13 protein-coding genes are annotated in these 14,793 nt (G+C 62.3%); 8 read left to right on the top strand and 5 right to left on the bottom strand.

What is annotated here, in order from left to right:
• Window positions 1-16: 16 nt before the first annotated feature.
• Genes V3W39_RS17690 through V3W39_RS17680 form a run of 3 tightly spaced genes read right to left on the bottom strand, consistent with a single transcriptional unit; the run spans window position 17 to window position 2,631 of the window.
• Entirely contained in the window at window positions 17-1,006 is a 990-nt protein-coding gene (locus tag V3W39_RS17690) for an ABC transporter substrate-binding protein (protein ID WP_177047524.1), read from the bottom strand.
• A complete protein-coding gene (locus V3W39_RS17685; RefSeq protein WP_177047522.1) occupies window positions 999-1,766 on the bottom strand; it encodes an ABC transporter ATP-binding protein in 768 nt (255 codons plus the stop codon). The genes V3W39_RS17690 and V3W39_RS17685 overlap by 8 nt, the downstream gene beginning before the upstream one ends.
• A 1-nt stretch (window position 1,767) precedes the next feature.
• Entirely contained in the window at window positions 1,768-2,631 is an 864-nt protein-coding gene (locus V3W39_RS17680; RefSeq protein ID WP_177047521.1) for an ABC transporter permease, read from the bottom strand.
• Window positions 2,632-2,881: 250 nt separating this feature from the next.
• Between V3W39_RS17680 and V3W39_RS17675 the strand changes: the two genes are divergently transcribed.
• Window positions 2,882-3,970: an LLM class flavin-dependent oxidoreductase gene (locus V3W39_RS17675; protein ID WP_177121457.1), complete on the top strand. Its 1,089-nt coding sequence runs from the start codon at window positions 2,882-2,884 to the stop codon at window positions 3,968-3,970.
• Window positions 3,971-4,595: 625 nt separating this feature from the next.
• Here V3W39_RS17675 and V3W39_RS17670 read toward each other — a convergent pair.
• Together V3W39_RS17670 and V3W39_RS17665 are read right to left on the bottom strand one after the other, a co-directional pair.
• A complete protein-coding gene (locus tag V3W39_RS17670) occupies window positions 4,596-5,390 on the bottom strand; it encodes a class II aldolase/adducin family protein (RefSeq protein ID WP_177041586.1) in 795 nt (264 codons plus the stop codon).
• Between the two features lie 107 nt (window positions 5,391-5,497).
• Window positions 5,498-6,403 carry a LysR family transcriptional regulator gene (locus tag V3W39_RS17665; RefSeq protein ID WP_177041584.1) on the bottom strand — a complete coding sequence of 302 codons (906 nt, stop codon included), beginning with the start codon at window positions 6,401-6,403 and terminating at the stop codon, window positions 5,498-5,500.
• A 219-nt stretch (window positions 6,404-6,622) separates the two neighbouring features.
• On the opposite strand from V3W39_RS17665, the gene V3W39_RS17660 reads away from it, so the two are divergent.
• From V3W39_RS17660 to V3W39_RS17630, 7 genes are all read left to right on the top strand, one after another.
• Window positions 6,623-7,246 (top strand): cysteine dioxygenase, encoded by a 624-nt coding sequence (locus V3W39_RS17660; RefSeq protein WP_177079902.1) that lies wholly within the window; start codon window positions 6,623-6,625, stop codon window positions 7,244-7,246.
• Window positions 7,243-8,823, top strand: coding sequence for a rhodanese-related sulfurtransferase (locus tag V3W39_RS17655; RefSeq protein WP_330213024.1), 1,581 nt, complete (start codon window positions 7,243-7,245; stop codon window positions 8,821-8,823). The genes V3W39_RS17660 and V3W39_RS17655 overlap by 4 nt, the downstream gene beginning before the upstream one ends.
• 102 nt (window positions 8,824-8,925) lie before the next feature.
• A complete protein-coding gene (locus V3W39_RS17650; RefSeq protein ID WP_330213023.1) occupies window positions 8,926-9,882 on the top strand; it encodes an ABC transporter substrate-binding protein in 957 nt (318 codons plus the stop codon).
• A gap of 13 nt (window positions 9,883-9,895) precedes the next feature.
• A complete protein-coding gene (locus V3W39_RS17645) occupies window positions 9,896-11,239 on the top strand; it encodes an LLM class flavin-dependent oxidoreductase (protein WP_330213022.1) in 1,344 nt (447 codons plus the stop codon).
• A 13-nt stretch (window positions 11,240-11,252) separates the two neighbouring features.
• Window positions 11,253-12,257, top strand: a complete 1,005-nt coding sequence (locus tag V3W39_RS17640; protein WP_177121740.1) for an ABC transporter substrate-binding protein — start codon at window positions 11,253-11,255, stop codon at window positions 12,255-12,257.
• Between the two features lie 143 nt (window positions 12,258-12,400).
• The gene (locus tag V3W39_RS17635; RefSeq protein ID WP_177079905.1) at window positions 12,401-13,579 is read left to right on the top strand and encodes an acyl-CoA dehydrogenase family protein; all 1,179 of its coding nucleotides are present in this window, start codon (window positions 12,401-12,403) and stop codon (window positions 13,577-13,579) included.
• Window positions 13,576-14,535 (top strand): D-isomer specific 2-hydroxyacid dehydrogenase family protein, encoded by a 960-nt coding sequence (locus V3W39_RS17630; protein ID WP_177041571.1) that lies wholly within the window; start codon window positions 13,576-13,578, stop codon window positions 14,533-14,535. Before V3W39_RS17635 ends, V3W39_RS17630 begins: the two co-directional genes overlap by 4 nt.
• Window positions 14,536-14,793: the final 258 nt, after the last annotated feature.

The raw sequence follows: 14,793 nt of genomic DNA, 5'->3' as shown, positions 1-14,793 counted from the left end.
GCAAAACACAACGACTTCAGGGCGCGGCAGCCAACGATTGCGGCGAAAAAACCTCGGTATCGGTCAATGCCTGCACCTCTACCCGGTGCGGGAAAATCTTCTTTTCCACAAACAAATCATCCACCTGCTGCAACGCCTGCACGTCCCGTTCCTCGACCGGCAACAGCGACTCATCACCCCATTTGCGCAGCAACTGTGAAACCTCCAGCGGGATATCGTTGACCTTGGCAAACACCCGCGCGTATTCCTCGGGGTTCTGCTGCGCCCACTCGAAGGCCTTGGCGAAACGCTGCAAGACGTCACCCAACGCCTTGCGCTTGAGCGGGTCGGTGAGCACTTCGTCGGAGGCGGTGATAAAGGTCAGGCCGGTGTTGATGCCCTCCCCGCTGATCAGCACGCGCGCGCCCTTCTGCTCGGCGAATGCCTGGTACACCCCGAAGGTGGCCCAGGCTTCGATCTTGCCGGCGTTGAACGCGGGCAATGCATCGGTGGGCAGCACGAAGCCGACGTTGACGTCCTTCTCATCCACGCCGGCATTCTCCAGGGCGCGGATCAACAGGTACTGGGAGATGCTGCCACGGGCGGACGAGACCACCACATTGCGGCCTTTCAGGTCTGCCACGCTGTGGATCGGTGAATCGGGCGGCACCAGGATCGCAATACTGCGCGCCTGGCTACGACGCACGGCGACGATACGCAATGGCGTGCCTCCCGTGGCCGCCGCCAGCACCGGCGTATCCCCCGCCGGGCCGAGGTCCACGGCACCGGCGCGCAAGGCTTCGAACAGCGGCGCGGCGCCCTGGAAGTTGGCCCACTGAACCTTGTAGTCGATGCCGTCCAGGGCGTGAGAGGCCTCCACCACCGTGCGCAAGCCCTTGGCCTGGTCACCGAGGATCAAGGTCACGCCGGACAAATCCGAAGAAGACTTCGGGGCTTCGGCGGCCTTTTCGCAGCCGCCCATCAATAACGCCGCTGCCAACAGCAGAACCGCCCTGAGCTCAACCATGGGCAAACCGCCGTACGCTGGCGTTTGCGGGCTGTGCCGCCGGGGCGTCCACTTCCACCCCGAGCAGGCTGAGCAAGCGCGCACGAATCGCCTGGAACCCGTCCTGGCCAGTATCCCGTGCACGCGGCAGATCGATGCTCAGTTGTTCGGCAATCTTGCCATCCGCCAGCACGATCACGCGGTCGGCCAGCAGGATCGCCTCGTCGACATCATGGGTCACCAGCAACACGGCCGGCGTGTGCTTGCGCCAGAGCTCGATGATCAGGCGATGCATCTTGATGCGGGTCAGCGCATCCAGGGCGGCGAAGGGTTCGTCCAGCAACAGCAGCTTGGGCTCGCGCACCAGTCCGCGGGCCAATGCCACGCGCTGGGCTTCGCCGCCGGACAGGGTGGCGGGATAAGCCTCCAGCCGATGGGCCAGCCCGACTTCGGTCAAAGCCTGCACGGCACGGGCCTTGGCGTCGGGCACCCGCAGGCCGAGGATCACGTTTTTCCAGGCGCGCTTCCAGGGCATCAGGCGCGGCTCCTGAAACACTGCGGCCCGGGCCTTGGGCACGCGCAGCTGGCCGCTGTCGATACTGTCCAGGCCCGCGAGGCTGCGCAGCAAGGTGGTCTTGCCGGAACCGCTGGCCCCCAGCAATGCGACAAACTCCCCGGGAGCGATGTCCAGGTCCAGGCCATCGATGACCCGTTGCTGGCCGAACTGGCGCACCACATTACGCAACTGCACCGGTGCTACTGAAGCTTCGAGAATCGACATGTCAGTTCCTCACAAACGATGGGCGCCAGGCCAGGGCAAAACGTTCCAGGGTGCGGATCAGGCCATCGATCAGCAGGCCCAGCACGCTGTAGATCAGCAGGCAGATCACGATCACGTCGGTGCGCATGAAGTCCCGTGCATCACTGGCCAGGTAGCCGATGCCGGCGGTGGTGTTGATTTGCTCGACGAACACCAGCGCCAGCCACGAAATGCCCAGGGAATAACGCAGGCCGACAAAAAACGACGGCAGCGAGCCCGGCAGAATCACATGCCAGATCAGCTCGCGACGATTGAGGCCAAGGGTGTTGGCGGCCTCGATCAATTTGGGGTCGATGTTGCGGATGCCGGCGAACAGGTTGAGGTACACCGGAAAGGTGGTGCCGGTGACGATCAGCGCGATCTTGGTGAACTCACCGATGCCGAACCAGAGGATGAACAACGGCACCAGCGCCAGGGACGGAATGGTGCGCAGCATCTGCATCGGCGAGTCGAGGATCACCTCGCCCCGCTTGGACAGGCCGGTGATCAACGCGGCCACCACCCCGATACTCACGCCGATGCTCAACCCCAGCAGCGCCCGTTGCAGGGACACCAGCAAGTGCTTGCCCAGCTCGCCGGAGACGATCATTGCCCACAAGGTGCCGCCAATCTGCGACGGTGCGGCAATGATCCGGGCCGGGATAAAACCCAGCTCGGAGGCCAGCTCCCACAGCAGCAACAACACAACCGGGCTGACCAGCCGCAGCAACACCTCGGGGGTGCGCCAGTTGCGCAGCCAGCGCGGAATCAAGCGGGATGCAACCCCGGCTTGACCCTCGGCCTTGTCGACGGAAAACGAACTGGCGTTAAGGGACTTTTCAGTCATCGGGCTTCCTTCCTCATCAAGAACACGGCCAGGAGCGCCGCTGCGGTTTCATGCTATTCGCATAAAAAACCTCAGTGAAATTCTATTTGGGAATAACCTAATGCGATTAAAATGCGCATTACTGATAACTATATAAAAATATGATTCTGTATTTTTATAATTAGGATAGAACCAATCGGCATTTTACAGGCCCGGTTGCGACCCCTATTTTCGATAGCAGCTTTATTCCTGCCCTCAACAAGGACTGACCATGAGCATCGAATTTATTGGCTATATCGGCGGCCACCACGCCTCCGAGATCCACCCTCGCAGCGGCCCGACCTTGCAGCCCGACTACGTGGAAACCGTGGCCCGCGCCCACGAAGAGGCCGGCTTCGACCGAGCGCTGGTGGCCTTCCACTCCAACAGCCCGGACAGCACCTTGATCGCCGCCCATGCGGCCAGCGTGACCCGTACGCTGAAGTTCCTGATTGCCCATCGACCAGGTTTTGCCCAACCCACCCTCGCCGCCCGGCAGTTCGCTACGCTGGATGTGTTCAACGGCGGGCGCACCGCCGTGCACATCATCACCGGCGGTGACGACCGTGAGCTGCGGGCCGATGGCAGCCATATCGACAAGGACGAACGTTATGCGCGCACCGACGAATACTTGAGTGTGGTGCGCCAGGAATGGACCAGTGAAAAGCCCTTTGACCATCACGGCACTTACTATCAGTACGAGGGTGCGTTTTCCACGGTGAAGTCGCCGCAGCAGCCGCATATTCCGCTGTATTTTGGCGGGTCTTCGGCGGCGGCCATTGCGGTGGCGGGCAAGCATGCGGATGTGTATGCACTGTGGGGTGAGACCTACGAGCAGGTGAAGGAAGTGGTTACCCAGGTGCGCGCTGAAGCGGCCAGGCATGGGCGTACGGTTCGCTTCAGTTTGTCGTTGCGGCCGATTCTGGCAGAGACCGAGGCGCTGGCGTGGGAGCGTGCGGACAGCATCCTGGAGCAGGCGACGGCGTTGGCTGAGCAGAATGGGTTTGTGAGGCGTGAACCGCCGAATGAGGGGTCGCGTCGGTTGTTGGCGGCGGCGGCCCAGGGGTCACGGCTGGATAAGCGGTTGTGGACGGGGATTGCGGGGTTGCTGGGGGCTCAGGGGAATTCGACGTCGCTGGTGGGTACGGCTGATCAGGTGGCCGAGGCGTTGCTGGATTATTACGACTTGGGCATCACGACGTTTTTGATTCGCGGGTTTGATCCGCTTAATGATGCGGTTGATTACGGCAAGCGTCTGATTCCGCTGACTCGGCAGTTGGTGGCTGAGCGGGAGCGTCAGGCGGCTGAAAAAGTGGCCTAGATTTGGGGGTTGGGCCGGGTACATATCCGTTATTTAGGTAACGGCGGCTTATGGTTTCGCTCTTACAGCGAGTCACTTTGCAAAAGCGGCAAAGTAACCAAAACGCTCTGCCCCGCCTGTCGGCACCTCGCTTAGGCTCGGTGTTCCCTCTCTCCGGGATTGCTCCGCGGGCCGCCGCGACGGGGCGTCCCTGCGTTCGGCCTCGGGCTGAATGGGGCAGTCAGATCAAGAGCAAGATCAAGATCAACAGCACGGCGGCCTGAAAGCCGACCTGAGTGGTAAAAGCCAGATCAAAAGCCAAGGCAAGCGCAGAGCTGCTTTTCTGTGGGAGCTGGCTTGCCTGCGATGCAGGCAACTCGGTACATCAGATACACCGAGGTGATGCCATCGCTGGCAAGCCAGCTCCCACATTTTTGACCGTGCCCGCTGTAGATTTTGATCTTGATGCTGCCTTTGCTTCACCACACTCAAGCCGGCCTGTAGGCCACTGTGCTCTGGCTTTTGATCTTGATTTTGATCTTAGGCGCCCCGTTAAACCACGCTGGCCGAACGCAGGTAGTACGGAGCGGGTAAACAGGCAGGACGCCGGTTTACCCGCGACGGATATGTACTCGATCCCACACCCTCAGAGCTTGTAATCAGTATCCGTACGCTCCAACTGCCGAATCAACGCATTCCAGTGCCGCGCCACCCCCGGCCCATCCCCGCTCTTGAACACCTGCGCCTGCTTCTCCACCTTGGCCACCACCTCGGCCGGCGGAAAGATCAGCTCAGCATTCCCCCCCGCCTGCGCCGCGATCTGGATATTGCACGCCCGCTCCAACCCCTGCAGCTGCTGGAACGCATGCTCCACACTCACCCCCGCCGTCAGCAACCCATGGTTACGCAGGATCATCACGCTCTTGTCCCCCAGGTCCGCCACCAGCCGCTCGCGCTCATCCAGGTCAAGCGCCACGCCTTCATACCCGTGGTACGCCACACGCCCGGAAAATCCGATGGAATGCTGAGAGATAGGCAACAACCCGTCCTTCTGCGCCGACACCGCAATACCGTCGCGAGTATGCGTATGCAGCACAGCCTGCAGGTCATGACGAGCCGCATGGATAGCACTGTGGATCACGTAGCCCGCGTAATTGATCCCCAGCCCGGTAGGGTCATCGACGATCGTACCGTCGATGTCCACCTTGACCAGGTTGGAAGCACTGATCTCATCGAACAACAACCCATAGGCGTTGATCAGAAAATGCTCTTCAGGCCCCGGCACGCGGGCGGAGAAGTGGGTGTAGATGTGGTCAGTCCACTTGTATAGAGCGGCCAGCCGATAGGCCGCCGCCAGCTTGACGCGCACCTCCCACTCTTCCGGGGTGACCCGCTGGCGGACGTTGTTCGAGACACTGGAGATCGAGGTGACGCTGCTCATGGCAAAATTTCCTGGATGGCCTTAAGGACTTCCAGACAAGCCTAGGGGATGCCAAAAAATAATAAAAAGCACATTTTAATCTAAGCTAATTATTATTTTTTTTCATATCACGCCGCATTCCGGATCTTGTGCAACGACGCCGCCACCAACTCGCCAAACGCATCCACCGGCCCTTGCAGGTTGCCGAGGAAGTGCGGGTAGATCAGCCACAGGTCCATCACCGGCTTGAAATCCTTCAGCGGCATGGCCGCCAACTGATCGCGATGGGCACTGCGTTCCAGCAACGGCCGTGGCACCAGGCCAAGGCCCAGGCCATCTGCCACCAGGCCCAGTTGCAGCTCGGTGCCGAAGGTCTCCAGGTTGACCCGCAACGCCAGGCCCTGGTCCGACAAGGTGCGTTGCAACCCGGCGCGGAAACCGCAGCCATCCGGGTTCAGGATCCAGCCGCTCTGGTACACATCGGCCAGCTTGCACGGTTTTTTCGGCAGTTGGGCCTTGGCACACACCACCACCAGTTCCATCTTGCCGATGGACTCGCCGACGATGTTGTCCGGGAAGATCTTGCCCGCCGGAAACAACGCCGCCGCTGCGTCCAGTTCGCCGCGCTCGATCTTGCCCACCAGTTGGCTGCCCCAGCCGGTAGCCACCTGGGCCCGCAGCTCGGGGTATTCGTTGCGCAGGTGCTTGAGGGCATCCAGCAGCACCACGTCGCCGATGGTTTGCGGCACGCCCAGGCGCAGCAAGCCGGTGGGCGGTGCGTCGGTGGCCACCAGTTCGCGCAGGGCGTCCATTTCCCGAAGGATCGAACGGCACTGTTCATACACCCGCGTACCGATCAAAGTAGGCTTGAGCGGCTTGGTGTTGCGGTCGAACAACTCCACCCCCAACGCCTGCTCGAAGTTCTGCACGCGACGGGTGATGGCCGGCTGGGTCAGTTGCAACGACTCGGCGGCATGGCTGATGGACTGGCAACGAATCACTTCGACAAAGGCATCGATATCGTCAATTTTCATTTGGGCCGCACATAGAGAACAGTCATTAAGATGTGTGAAAAGCATAGTTCCAATCCCGATGGCTGGATAGCCCACGGGCGGATCGATAACGTCTAACGCTATTCAAACCGGTTCTAAATTACTTTCAGCTATAACCTAATCATTAAAAAATAGCATATTAACTATAAACATTATGCTTAGATAAACCCATCACCACGAACCACCCACGATGGAATTGTCATGACCCAGGCCCGACACCCGGAGAGACTCAGAGCATTCATTGGCGCCCTGGCGGAATTGATCGACGGCAACCCTCGCGAAGGCGACCTGCTGCACCGTGGCGGCAAGCTGCTGGCGCAACTGGTGAGCCATGACGACTGGCTGCCGGACGAGTTTGCCCAACCCAACCCCGAGCGTTATCAGCAATTCCTGCTGCACGCCGATTCGCGCCAGCGCTTCAGCATCGTCAGCTTTGTGTGGGGGCCGGGGCAGACCACGCCGATCCATGACCATCGGGTGTGGGGGCTGATCGGCATGCTGCGGGGTTCCGAGTATTCCCAGGGCTACGAGCGTAACGCCGAGGGGGCACTGATCCCTGACGGCAAGCGTATCCAGCTGGAACCCGGCCAGGTGGAAGCCGTGTCGCCGAAGATCGGTGACATCCATCAAGTCAGCAATGCCTTCAGCGACCAGGTGTCCGTCAGCATTCATGTCTACGGCGCCAATATCGGTGCCGTGCGCCGCGCCGTGTACCAGCCGGACGGCAGCGAGAAACTGTTCATCTCCGGTTATTCCAACGCCTTTCTCCCGAACATCTGGGATTTGTCCAAAGACGCCTTGTCCAAAGAGAGCCCTGCCCCATGACTGTATCGAACCGCACCTTCGCCCAGATTCGCCAGGCCCTGTTGGACCGTGAAGAAGTCGCCCTCGTGGATGTGCGCGAGGAAGCGCCTTTCGCCGAATCCCACCCCCTGTTCGCCGCGAATATCCCGCTGTCGAAACTGGAACTGGAGGTGTACTCGCGCATCCCGCGCCGGGACACCCGCGTCACCGTGTACGACAACGGCGAAGGCCTGGCGCAGGTCGCCGCCCAGCGCTTGCAGGCGCTCGGCTACACCCAGGTCGGCCTGCTGGAAGGTGGCCTGGACGGTTGGCGCAACGCCGGTGGCGAGCTGTTTATCGACGTCAACGTGCCGAGCAAATCCTTTGGCGAACTGGTGGAAAGCCAGCGCCACACGCCGTCTCTTGCGGCGGAAGAAGTCCAGGCCTTGCTCGACAGCAACGCCGACGTGGTGGTGCTCGACGCCCGCCGCTTCGATGAATACCAGACCATGAGCATTCCCACCGGCATCAGCGTGCCCGGGGCCGAACTGGTGCTGCGCGCCCGTGAACTGGCGCCGGACCCGGCCACCCGCATCATCGTCAATTGCGCCGGGCGTACCCGCAGCATCATCGGCACCCAGTCACTGATCAATGCGGGCATCGCCAACCCGGTGTCGGCCCTGCGCAACGGCACCATCGGCTGGACCCTCGCCGGGCAAAAGCTGCAACACGGGCAGGCTCGCCGCTTTGCGCCGACGTCCGAAGCCCATCGCCAGATTGCCGCCAAGGACGCCCGCCACGTTGCCGACAAGGCCCGCGCAGGCCGCGCCACCCTCGCCGACCTGCACCGCTGGCAGCAGGAAGCCGCCCGCACCACTTACCTGTTCGACGTTCGCACCCCGGAAGAATTCGAAGCCGGCCACCTGCCCGGCGCGCGCTCCACACCGGGCGGCCAGCTGGTGCAGGAAACCGATCACGTCGCCAGCGTCCGTGGCGCCCGGCTGGTACTGGCAGATGACGACGGCGTGCGGGCCAACATGTCGGCGTCCTGGCTCGCGCAACTGGGCTGGGAAGTGTATGTGCTGGATGGCCTGCAGCCTGAGCACTTCAGTGCAACGGGCAACTGGGTTGCCCCGGTCCCGGCACCGCAACAGGCCGAGCTGATCAGCCCGCATACCCTCGCCGAATGGCAGGCTCATGGCGACACCGCAGTACTGGATTTCACCGCCAGCGCCAACTACGTCAAGCGCCACATTCCCGGTGCATGGTGGGCATTGCGCGCGCAACTACCAGAGGCCTTGCGCAAGGTGCCCGCCGCCGAGCGCTACGTGCTGACCTGCGGCAGCAGCCAACTGGCGCGCCTGGCCGTCGCCGAAGTCGAAGCGCTGACCGGCAAGCCCGTGTTCCTGCTGCAGGACGGCACCGCCAGCTGGATCGCCGCGCAACTGCCCCTGGAAGAAGGCGAAACCCGCCTCGCCTCGCCGCGCATCGACCGCTACCGCCGCCCGTATGAAGGCACTGACAACCCGAGGGAAGCCATGCAGGCCTACCTGGATTGGGAGTTTGGCCTGGTGGACCAGTTGGCCCGCGACGGCACCCATGGTTTCTACGTGATCTGAACACTGCCCGGGGCGAGCCCGCTCGCCCCGTTTCCCACGACCGGCCGACCCCTTCTCCAGGCGGAGGCGACTGAACCCAAGACTTAGCCTGGAGCCCGCCTGATGCGCTTGACCCTTGCCCTTATATTGGCCGCCCTCACCCTGGGCGCGACCTGCCAGGCCGCCGACCTGCAACCCCTGCGGGTGGCCAACCAGAAATCCACCATCAAGGCCCTGCTGGAAGTCGCCGGCGAAACCAAAAGTGTGCCCTACGAAATCCAGTGGTCCGAGTTCCCCGCCGCCGCGCCGTTGGGCGAAGCCCTCAACGCCGGCGCCGTGGACATCGGTGCCCTGGGCGATGCGCCCTATGTATTCGCCCTCGGTGCCGGTGCGCCGCTGAAGGTGGTGAGCATCATCCACGCCGAAGGCCGCAACACCACTGCGATCATCGTGCCCAAGGATTCGCCGATCAACAGCGTCGCCGACCTCAAAGGCAAACGCATCGTCACCACACGCGGCTCCATCGGGCACTTCCTGGCGATCAAAGCACTGCGCAGCGCCGGCCTTTCCACCCACGACGTGCAGTTCATCTTCCTGCTGCCCAGCGAGTCACGGCTGGTACTGGATAACGGCACCGCCGATGCCTGGTCGACGTGGGACCCCTACACCACGGTGGTCACCTCCCAAAGCCAGGCCAAGGTGCTCGCCAGCGGCAACAACCTGCTGAGCAACCATCTGTACCTCGCCGCCACCAGCCAGGCGATCGCCGACAAGCGCGTGCAACTGGATGACTTCGTCGCCCGGGTCGACCGCGCCTACCGCTGGAGCAACGACCACCCGCAGGAGTTCGCCGCAGCCATGGCCAAAATCACCGGCCTGCCGCTGGAGGTGCATGTGGCCGTGGCCAACGCCACCCATATGCAGCCGGTGGCGATTGACGACTCGGTGATCAGCGGCCTGCAAACCACCGCCGACATCTACCAGGAAGAAGGCCTGCTGACCCGACACATCGACGTATCCCCAGGCTTCGACAAGAGCTTCAACGCCAAGCGCGCCCCCCTTACCCAAGCTTCCCGCTAACAGGAGATCGATCATGAGCAAACGCCAACTGAAACTCGGTGCCATGGTGCACGGCGTCGGTCACGGCTGGGGCGAATGGCGCCACCCGCAGGCGCAACCCAATGCCAGCGTCAACTTCGGGTTCTACAAGCATCAGACGCAACTGGCCGAAGGCGCGAAATTCGATTTCGTGTTCATCGCCGACAGCCTGCATATCCATGAGAAATCCAGCCCGCACTACCTCAACCGCTTTGAGCCGCTGACCATCCTTTCCGCCCTCGCGGCCTTGACCTCGAACATCGGCCTGGTGGCGACCGTCACTGTTAGCTACACCGAGCCGTTCCAAGTGGCGCGCCAGTTCGCCTCCCTGGACCACATCAGCGGCGGCCGCGCCGGCTGGAACGTGGTCACCTCGTGGCTCAGCGGCACCGCCGACAACTTCGGCAAGGCCGAGCACCCGCCCCATGCCGTGCGCTACCGCATCGCCAAGGAGCACGTGAATGTGGTCAAGGGCCTGTGGGATTCCTGGGAAGACGATGCCTTCGCCTACAACAAGCAGAGCGGCGAGTTCTTCACCCCCGGCAAGCTGCACGCGCTGGAGCACAAGGGCGAGTTTTTCTCGGTCAAGGGCCCGCTGAATATCGCCCGCTCGCGCCAGGGCCAACCGGTGATTTTCCAGGCGGGCACCTCCCAGGACGGGCGCAATTTTGCCGCCGAGAACAGCGACGCGATTTTCGTGCACGCCGAGACCTTCGACGAAGCCAAAGCCTACGCCCAGGACTTGAAACAACGCGCCCGCCGTTTTGGTCGTGATGCCGATCAGTTGTCGATCCTGCCGGGCATCCGCCCGATTGTTGGCCGCGATGAGGCCGAGGTGGAACGTCGCTATCAACAAGCGGTGGAACTGGTGACCGTCGAAGATGCGATCGTCGCCCTGGGCCGCCCGTTCAATGACCACGATTTCAGTAAGTACCCGTTGGACGAGCCCTTCCCGGAACTGGGCGACCTGGGCTCCAACAGCCAGAAAGGCGGCTCCGACCGCATCAAGCAACTGGCCCGCGACGAGGGCCTGACCCTGCGGGAAGTGGCCCTGCGTTTCTCCCGGCCCAAGCGCGATTTTGTCGGCACGCCTGAACAGGTTGCCGACGCGATCCAGACCTGGTTCGAAGCCGGCGCGGCCGACGGGTTCATCATCAATTCACTGCTGCCGGACGGCCTCCAGTACTTCACCGAGCTGGTGGTGCCGGTGCTGCAACAGCGCGGCCTGTTCCGCAGCGAATACAGCGGCGTCACCCTGCGGGACAACCTTGGCCTGGAGGTGCCGTCCAACCGCTACAGCGCGGCCCTTGAATCGCAGCCAACACAGATTGCCATCTGACCAGGACCCGACCATGACGAACACGATCAAACAGGGACAGTTCAATCGTCGCGGCTTCCTGGGCGCCAGTTCGATTGCCCTTGGTGCGCTGGGGCTTGCCTCGCTGGTACCACGGGCTTTCGCAGGCGCTGCGAAGCTCTCGGACCTGACCCTTGCCGTCGCCACCTACCGTGGCCAGGACTCGTACTTCACCGACGATGCCGGTACCTCCAACACCCCCTACAAGGTCGACTACGCCGAGTTTGCCGGCGGCAACCTGATCGTCGAAGCGCTGGCCTCGGGCAGCCTCGACATTGGCGGCATGAGTGAGATCCCGCCGATCTTTTCGATCCAGAGCCACCGCGAACCGAAGCTGATCGCGGTGCTGCAAGGCGACGTGAACAACCAGGTGATCCTGATTCCCAAGGATTCGAAAATTGAATCCATCGCCCAGCTCAAAGGCAAGCGCGTGGGCTATGTGCGCTCCACCACGTCCCACTACTTTTTGATCAAGGCCTTGAAGGAACAAGGGCTGACGTTCAACGACATCACCCCCGTGGCGCTCACGCCGCAGGATGGTTTCAGCGCGTTCCAAAGCGGCCAGCTGGACGCGTGGGTGATCTACGGGGTGTTTATCCAGCTGGCGAAATTCCGCAGCGGCGCCCGGGTATTGAAAACCGCCCTCGGCTACCTCTCCGGCAACTACCTGATCGGCGCCCGCCCCGCGGCCCTGGAAGACCCGCTGCGCAAGCAGGCAATCCAGGATTACCTGCAGCGCCAGGCGCGCACCCTGGAATGGATGAACAACAACCCCGAGCCCTGGGCCGAGAAATCGGCGAAGTTGCTGGGGGTGGACAAAGCGGTGTTCCTCGACGTGTACAACAACCGCAGCCAGCCCTACAGCGTGATCGAGGTGAACGACCAGGCCATCGCTTCGCAGCAGGAAGTGGCGGATTTGTTCTTCAACGCCGGGGTGTTGAGCGAGCGGCTGGATGTCAGCCCGTTGTGGGATCGGCAGTTCAAGCTGCTGCCCATTTAGAAGACGAACACGATCCAGTGTGGGAGCTGGCTTGCCTGCGATAGCGGTGTATCAGATTGCATTTTCAGCGGCTGACACTCCGCTATCGCAGGCAAGCCAGCTCCCACATTGATCGGTGTACACCCATCCAGAGTGAACCGACCATGAGCCTTTCTTCTCAACCCTCACTGCGCTCCGTGGAAGTGGCCAATTTCGAAGCCTTGCTGGAAACCCTCAGCGCCCAGCTCGCCGCCACCGCACACCTTTACGATGAAAGCGGCGCCTTCCCCCACGACAACTTCAAGCTGCTGCACCAGCACGGCCTCGTCGCCCTGACCGTGCCCAAGGCGTTGGGCGGTGGCGGCGCCAACCTGGCCCAGGCGCGCAAGGCCATCAGCGCCATCGCCAAGGGCGAGCCCTCCACCGCGTTGATCCTGGTGATGCAGTACCTGCAACACACCCGCCTGCAAGACAGCAAAACCTGGCCGCCTGCCCTGCGCACCCAAGTCGCCGAGGACGCCGTGCGCAATGGCGCGCTGATCAATGCGCTGCGGGTCGAGCCGGATCTTGGCACCCCGGCCCGTGGCGGCCTGCCTGCGACCGTCGCACGGCGTACCTCCGCCGGTTGGCGCATCAGCGGGCGCAAGATCTACTCCACCGGCAGCCATGGCCTGACCTGGTTCAGCGTGTGGGCCCGCAGCAGCGATGAAGACCCGCTGGTAGGCGCCTGGCTGGTGCCCAAGGACAGCCCCGGCATCAGCATCATCGACACCTGGGACCACCTGGGCATGCGCGCTACCTGCAGCCACGAAGTGGTGTTCGATAACGTGCTGGTGCCGTTGGACCATGCGGTCAGCGTCAGCCCGTGGAGCGCGCCACAGGCAGAGCTGGACGGCGACGGGTTCCTGTGGATGTCAGTGCTGCTCTCATCGGTGTACGACGCCGTGGCCCAGGCAGCGCGCGACTGGCTGGTGGACTGGCTGGAACAGCGCAAACCCTCCAACCTCGGCGCCGCGCTGTCGACCTTGCCGCGCTTTCAGGAGACCGTCGGGCATATCGACACCCTGCTGTTTGCCAACCGCAGCCTGCTGGACGCTGCTGCCGACGGGCACACCCCGGCAGCCAATGCGGCGCAAATCAAATACCTGGTGACCGGCAACGCGATCCGCGCCGTGGAGCTGGCCATCGAGGCCTCAGGCAATCCCGGCTTGTCCCGCCACAGCCCGCTGCAACGGCATTACCGCGACGTGCTGTGCAGCCGCGTGCACACCCCGCAGAACGACGCGGTGCTGCAAGGCGTCGGCAAAGCCGTCTTCGCTCAACGACACAAGGAACGCACATGAGCCAGGTGATTATCGCCAGCCAGCTGGACGAAGATTTCAACGCCGTGATCCGCCAGCGCCTGGCCCTCACGCACCCCGGTGCCGAGGTGATCGGGGTACCCGCTGGCGTACCCAGCGACTTGCCGCCCCAGGCCAATATCCTGCTGGCGCGGCCGATCAACGTGCGTGGCTACACCGCGCCGGACACACCGCCACCGGGCTGGCCGTATGGCGTGCAGTGGATTCAAGTGGTGTCGTCGGGCATCGATTTCTACCCCAAATGGCTGTTCAACGGGCCGCCGGTGAGCACCTCACGGGGCAGCGCCGCCGAAAACCTCGCCGAGTTCGCCCTGGCGGCGATCTTCGCGGCGGCCAAGCATTTGCCGGATATCTGGGTGCAGGATTCGCAATGGCAGTTCACCCCGTTGAGGCCGCTCAAGGGCACTACGTTGGGGATTCTCGGGTTTGGTGCGATCGGTCGCAGCCTTGCGCAGAAGGCTCATGGGTTGGGGATCAAGGTGGTGGCGTTGCGACAAAGCCAGGCAACCTTTGACGTGGATGGCGTGGAAGCGGCGCGGGATATTCATGACCTGTTTGCGCGCGCTGATCACCTGGTACTGGCTGCGCCTTTGACGGAAGCGACGCGGCATATTGTGGATCGTCATGTGTTGGGCAGCGCCAAGCCAGGACTGCACCTGATCAACATTGCCCGGGGTGGTTTGGTGGATCATGAGGCGCTGCTGGAGGCGCTGGACAGCGGGCACATCGGGCTGGCTTCGCTGGATGTGACCGAGCCTGAGCCATTGCCGGACGGGCATGCGCTGTACGGGCATCCGAGGGTCAGGGTGTCGCCGCATACGTCGGCGATTTCGACCAATAGCCGGCATGATATTGCGGACAGTTTTCTGGGCAACCTGGAAAGATATCTGGGTAATCTGCCGCTGGAAAACCTGGCCGATACCCAACGCGGTTACTAAGCCCAGCGCGATTAAAAATGTGGGAGCTGGCTTGCCTGCGATAGCAATGGATCAGTCGATATCAATGTGACTGAACCACCGCCATCGCAGGCAAGCCAGCTCCCACATTTGTTTTTTGTCAGCCGAAAAATATCATCAGCCTTACGCATCACAACCAAACCACTACATACCCATTTTTTATAATTAACTTATAACTAATCGGACTTTTACGCCCGGCATTTATACAAATACTGTTACATCCATTACCGACCCCTGACC

The sequence above is a fragment of the Pseudomonas sp. Z18(2022) genome, from assembly GCF_036346535.1.
GTDB lineage: Bacteria > Pseudomonadota > Gammaproteobacteria > Pseudomonadales > Pseudomonadaceae > Aquipseudomonas > Aquipseudomonas yamanorum_A.
The sequence above is the reverse complement of the archived record's forward strand: the minus strand, read 5'-3'. Positions and strand labels throughout refer to the sequence as shown.

Coding starts and splice junctions, on each gene's coding strand:
- V3W39_RS17690 (WP_177047524.1), bottom strand. CDS start 1,006: ATGGTTGAGCTCAGGGCGGTTCTGCTGTTGGCAGCGGCGTTATTGATG.
- V3W39_RS17670 (WP_177041586.1), bottom strand. CDS start 5,390: ATGAGCAGCGTCACCTCGATCTCCAGTGTCTCGAACAACGTCCGCCAG.
- V3W39_RS17665 (WP_177041584.1), bottom strand. CDS start 6,403: ATGAAAATTGACGATATCGATGCCTTTGTCGAAGTGATTCGTTGCCAG.
- V3W39_RS17675 (WP_177121457.1), top strand. CDS start 2,882: ATGAGCATCGAATTTATTGGCTATATCGGCGGCCACCACGCCTCCGAG.
- V3W39_RS17630 (WP_177041571.1), top strand. CDS start 13,576: ATGAGCCAGGTGATTATCGCCAGCCAGCTGGACGAAGATTTCAACGCC.
- V3W39_RS17650 (WP_330213023.1), top strand. CDS start 8,926: ATGCGCTTGACCCTTGCCCTTATATTGGCCGCCCTCACCCTGGGCGCG.
- V3W39_RS17655 (WP_330213024.1), top strand. CDS start 7,243: ATGACTGTATCGAACCGCACCTTCGCCCAGATTCGCCAGGCCCTGTTG.
- V3W39_RS17645 (WP_330213022.1), top strand. CDS start 9,896: ATGAGCAAACGCCAACTGAAACTCGGTGCCATGGTGCACGGCGTCGGT.
- V3W39_RS17685 (WP_177047522.1), bottom strand. CDS start 1,766: ATGTCGATTCTCGAAGCTTCAGTAGCACCGGTGCAGTTGCGTAATGTG.
- V3W39_RS17660 (WP_177079902.1), top strand. CDS start 6,623: ATGACCCAGGCCCGACACCCGGAGAGACTCAGAGCATTCATTGGCGCC.
- V3W39_RS17640 (WP_177121740.1), top strand. CDS start 11,253: ATGACGAACACGATCAAACAGGGACAGTTCAATCGTCGCGGCTTCCTG.
- V3W39_RS17635 (WP_177079905.1), top strand. CDS start 12,401: ATGAGCCTTTCTTCTCAACCCTCACTGCGCTCCGTGGAAGTGGCCAAT.
- V3W39_RS17680 (WP_177047521.1), bottom strand. CDS start 2,631: ATGACTGAAAAGTCCCTTAACGCCAGTTCGTTTTCCGTCGACAAGGCC.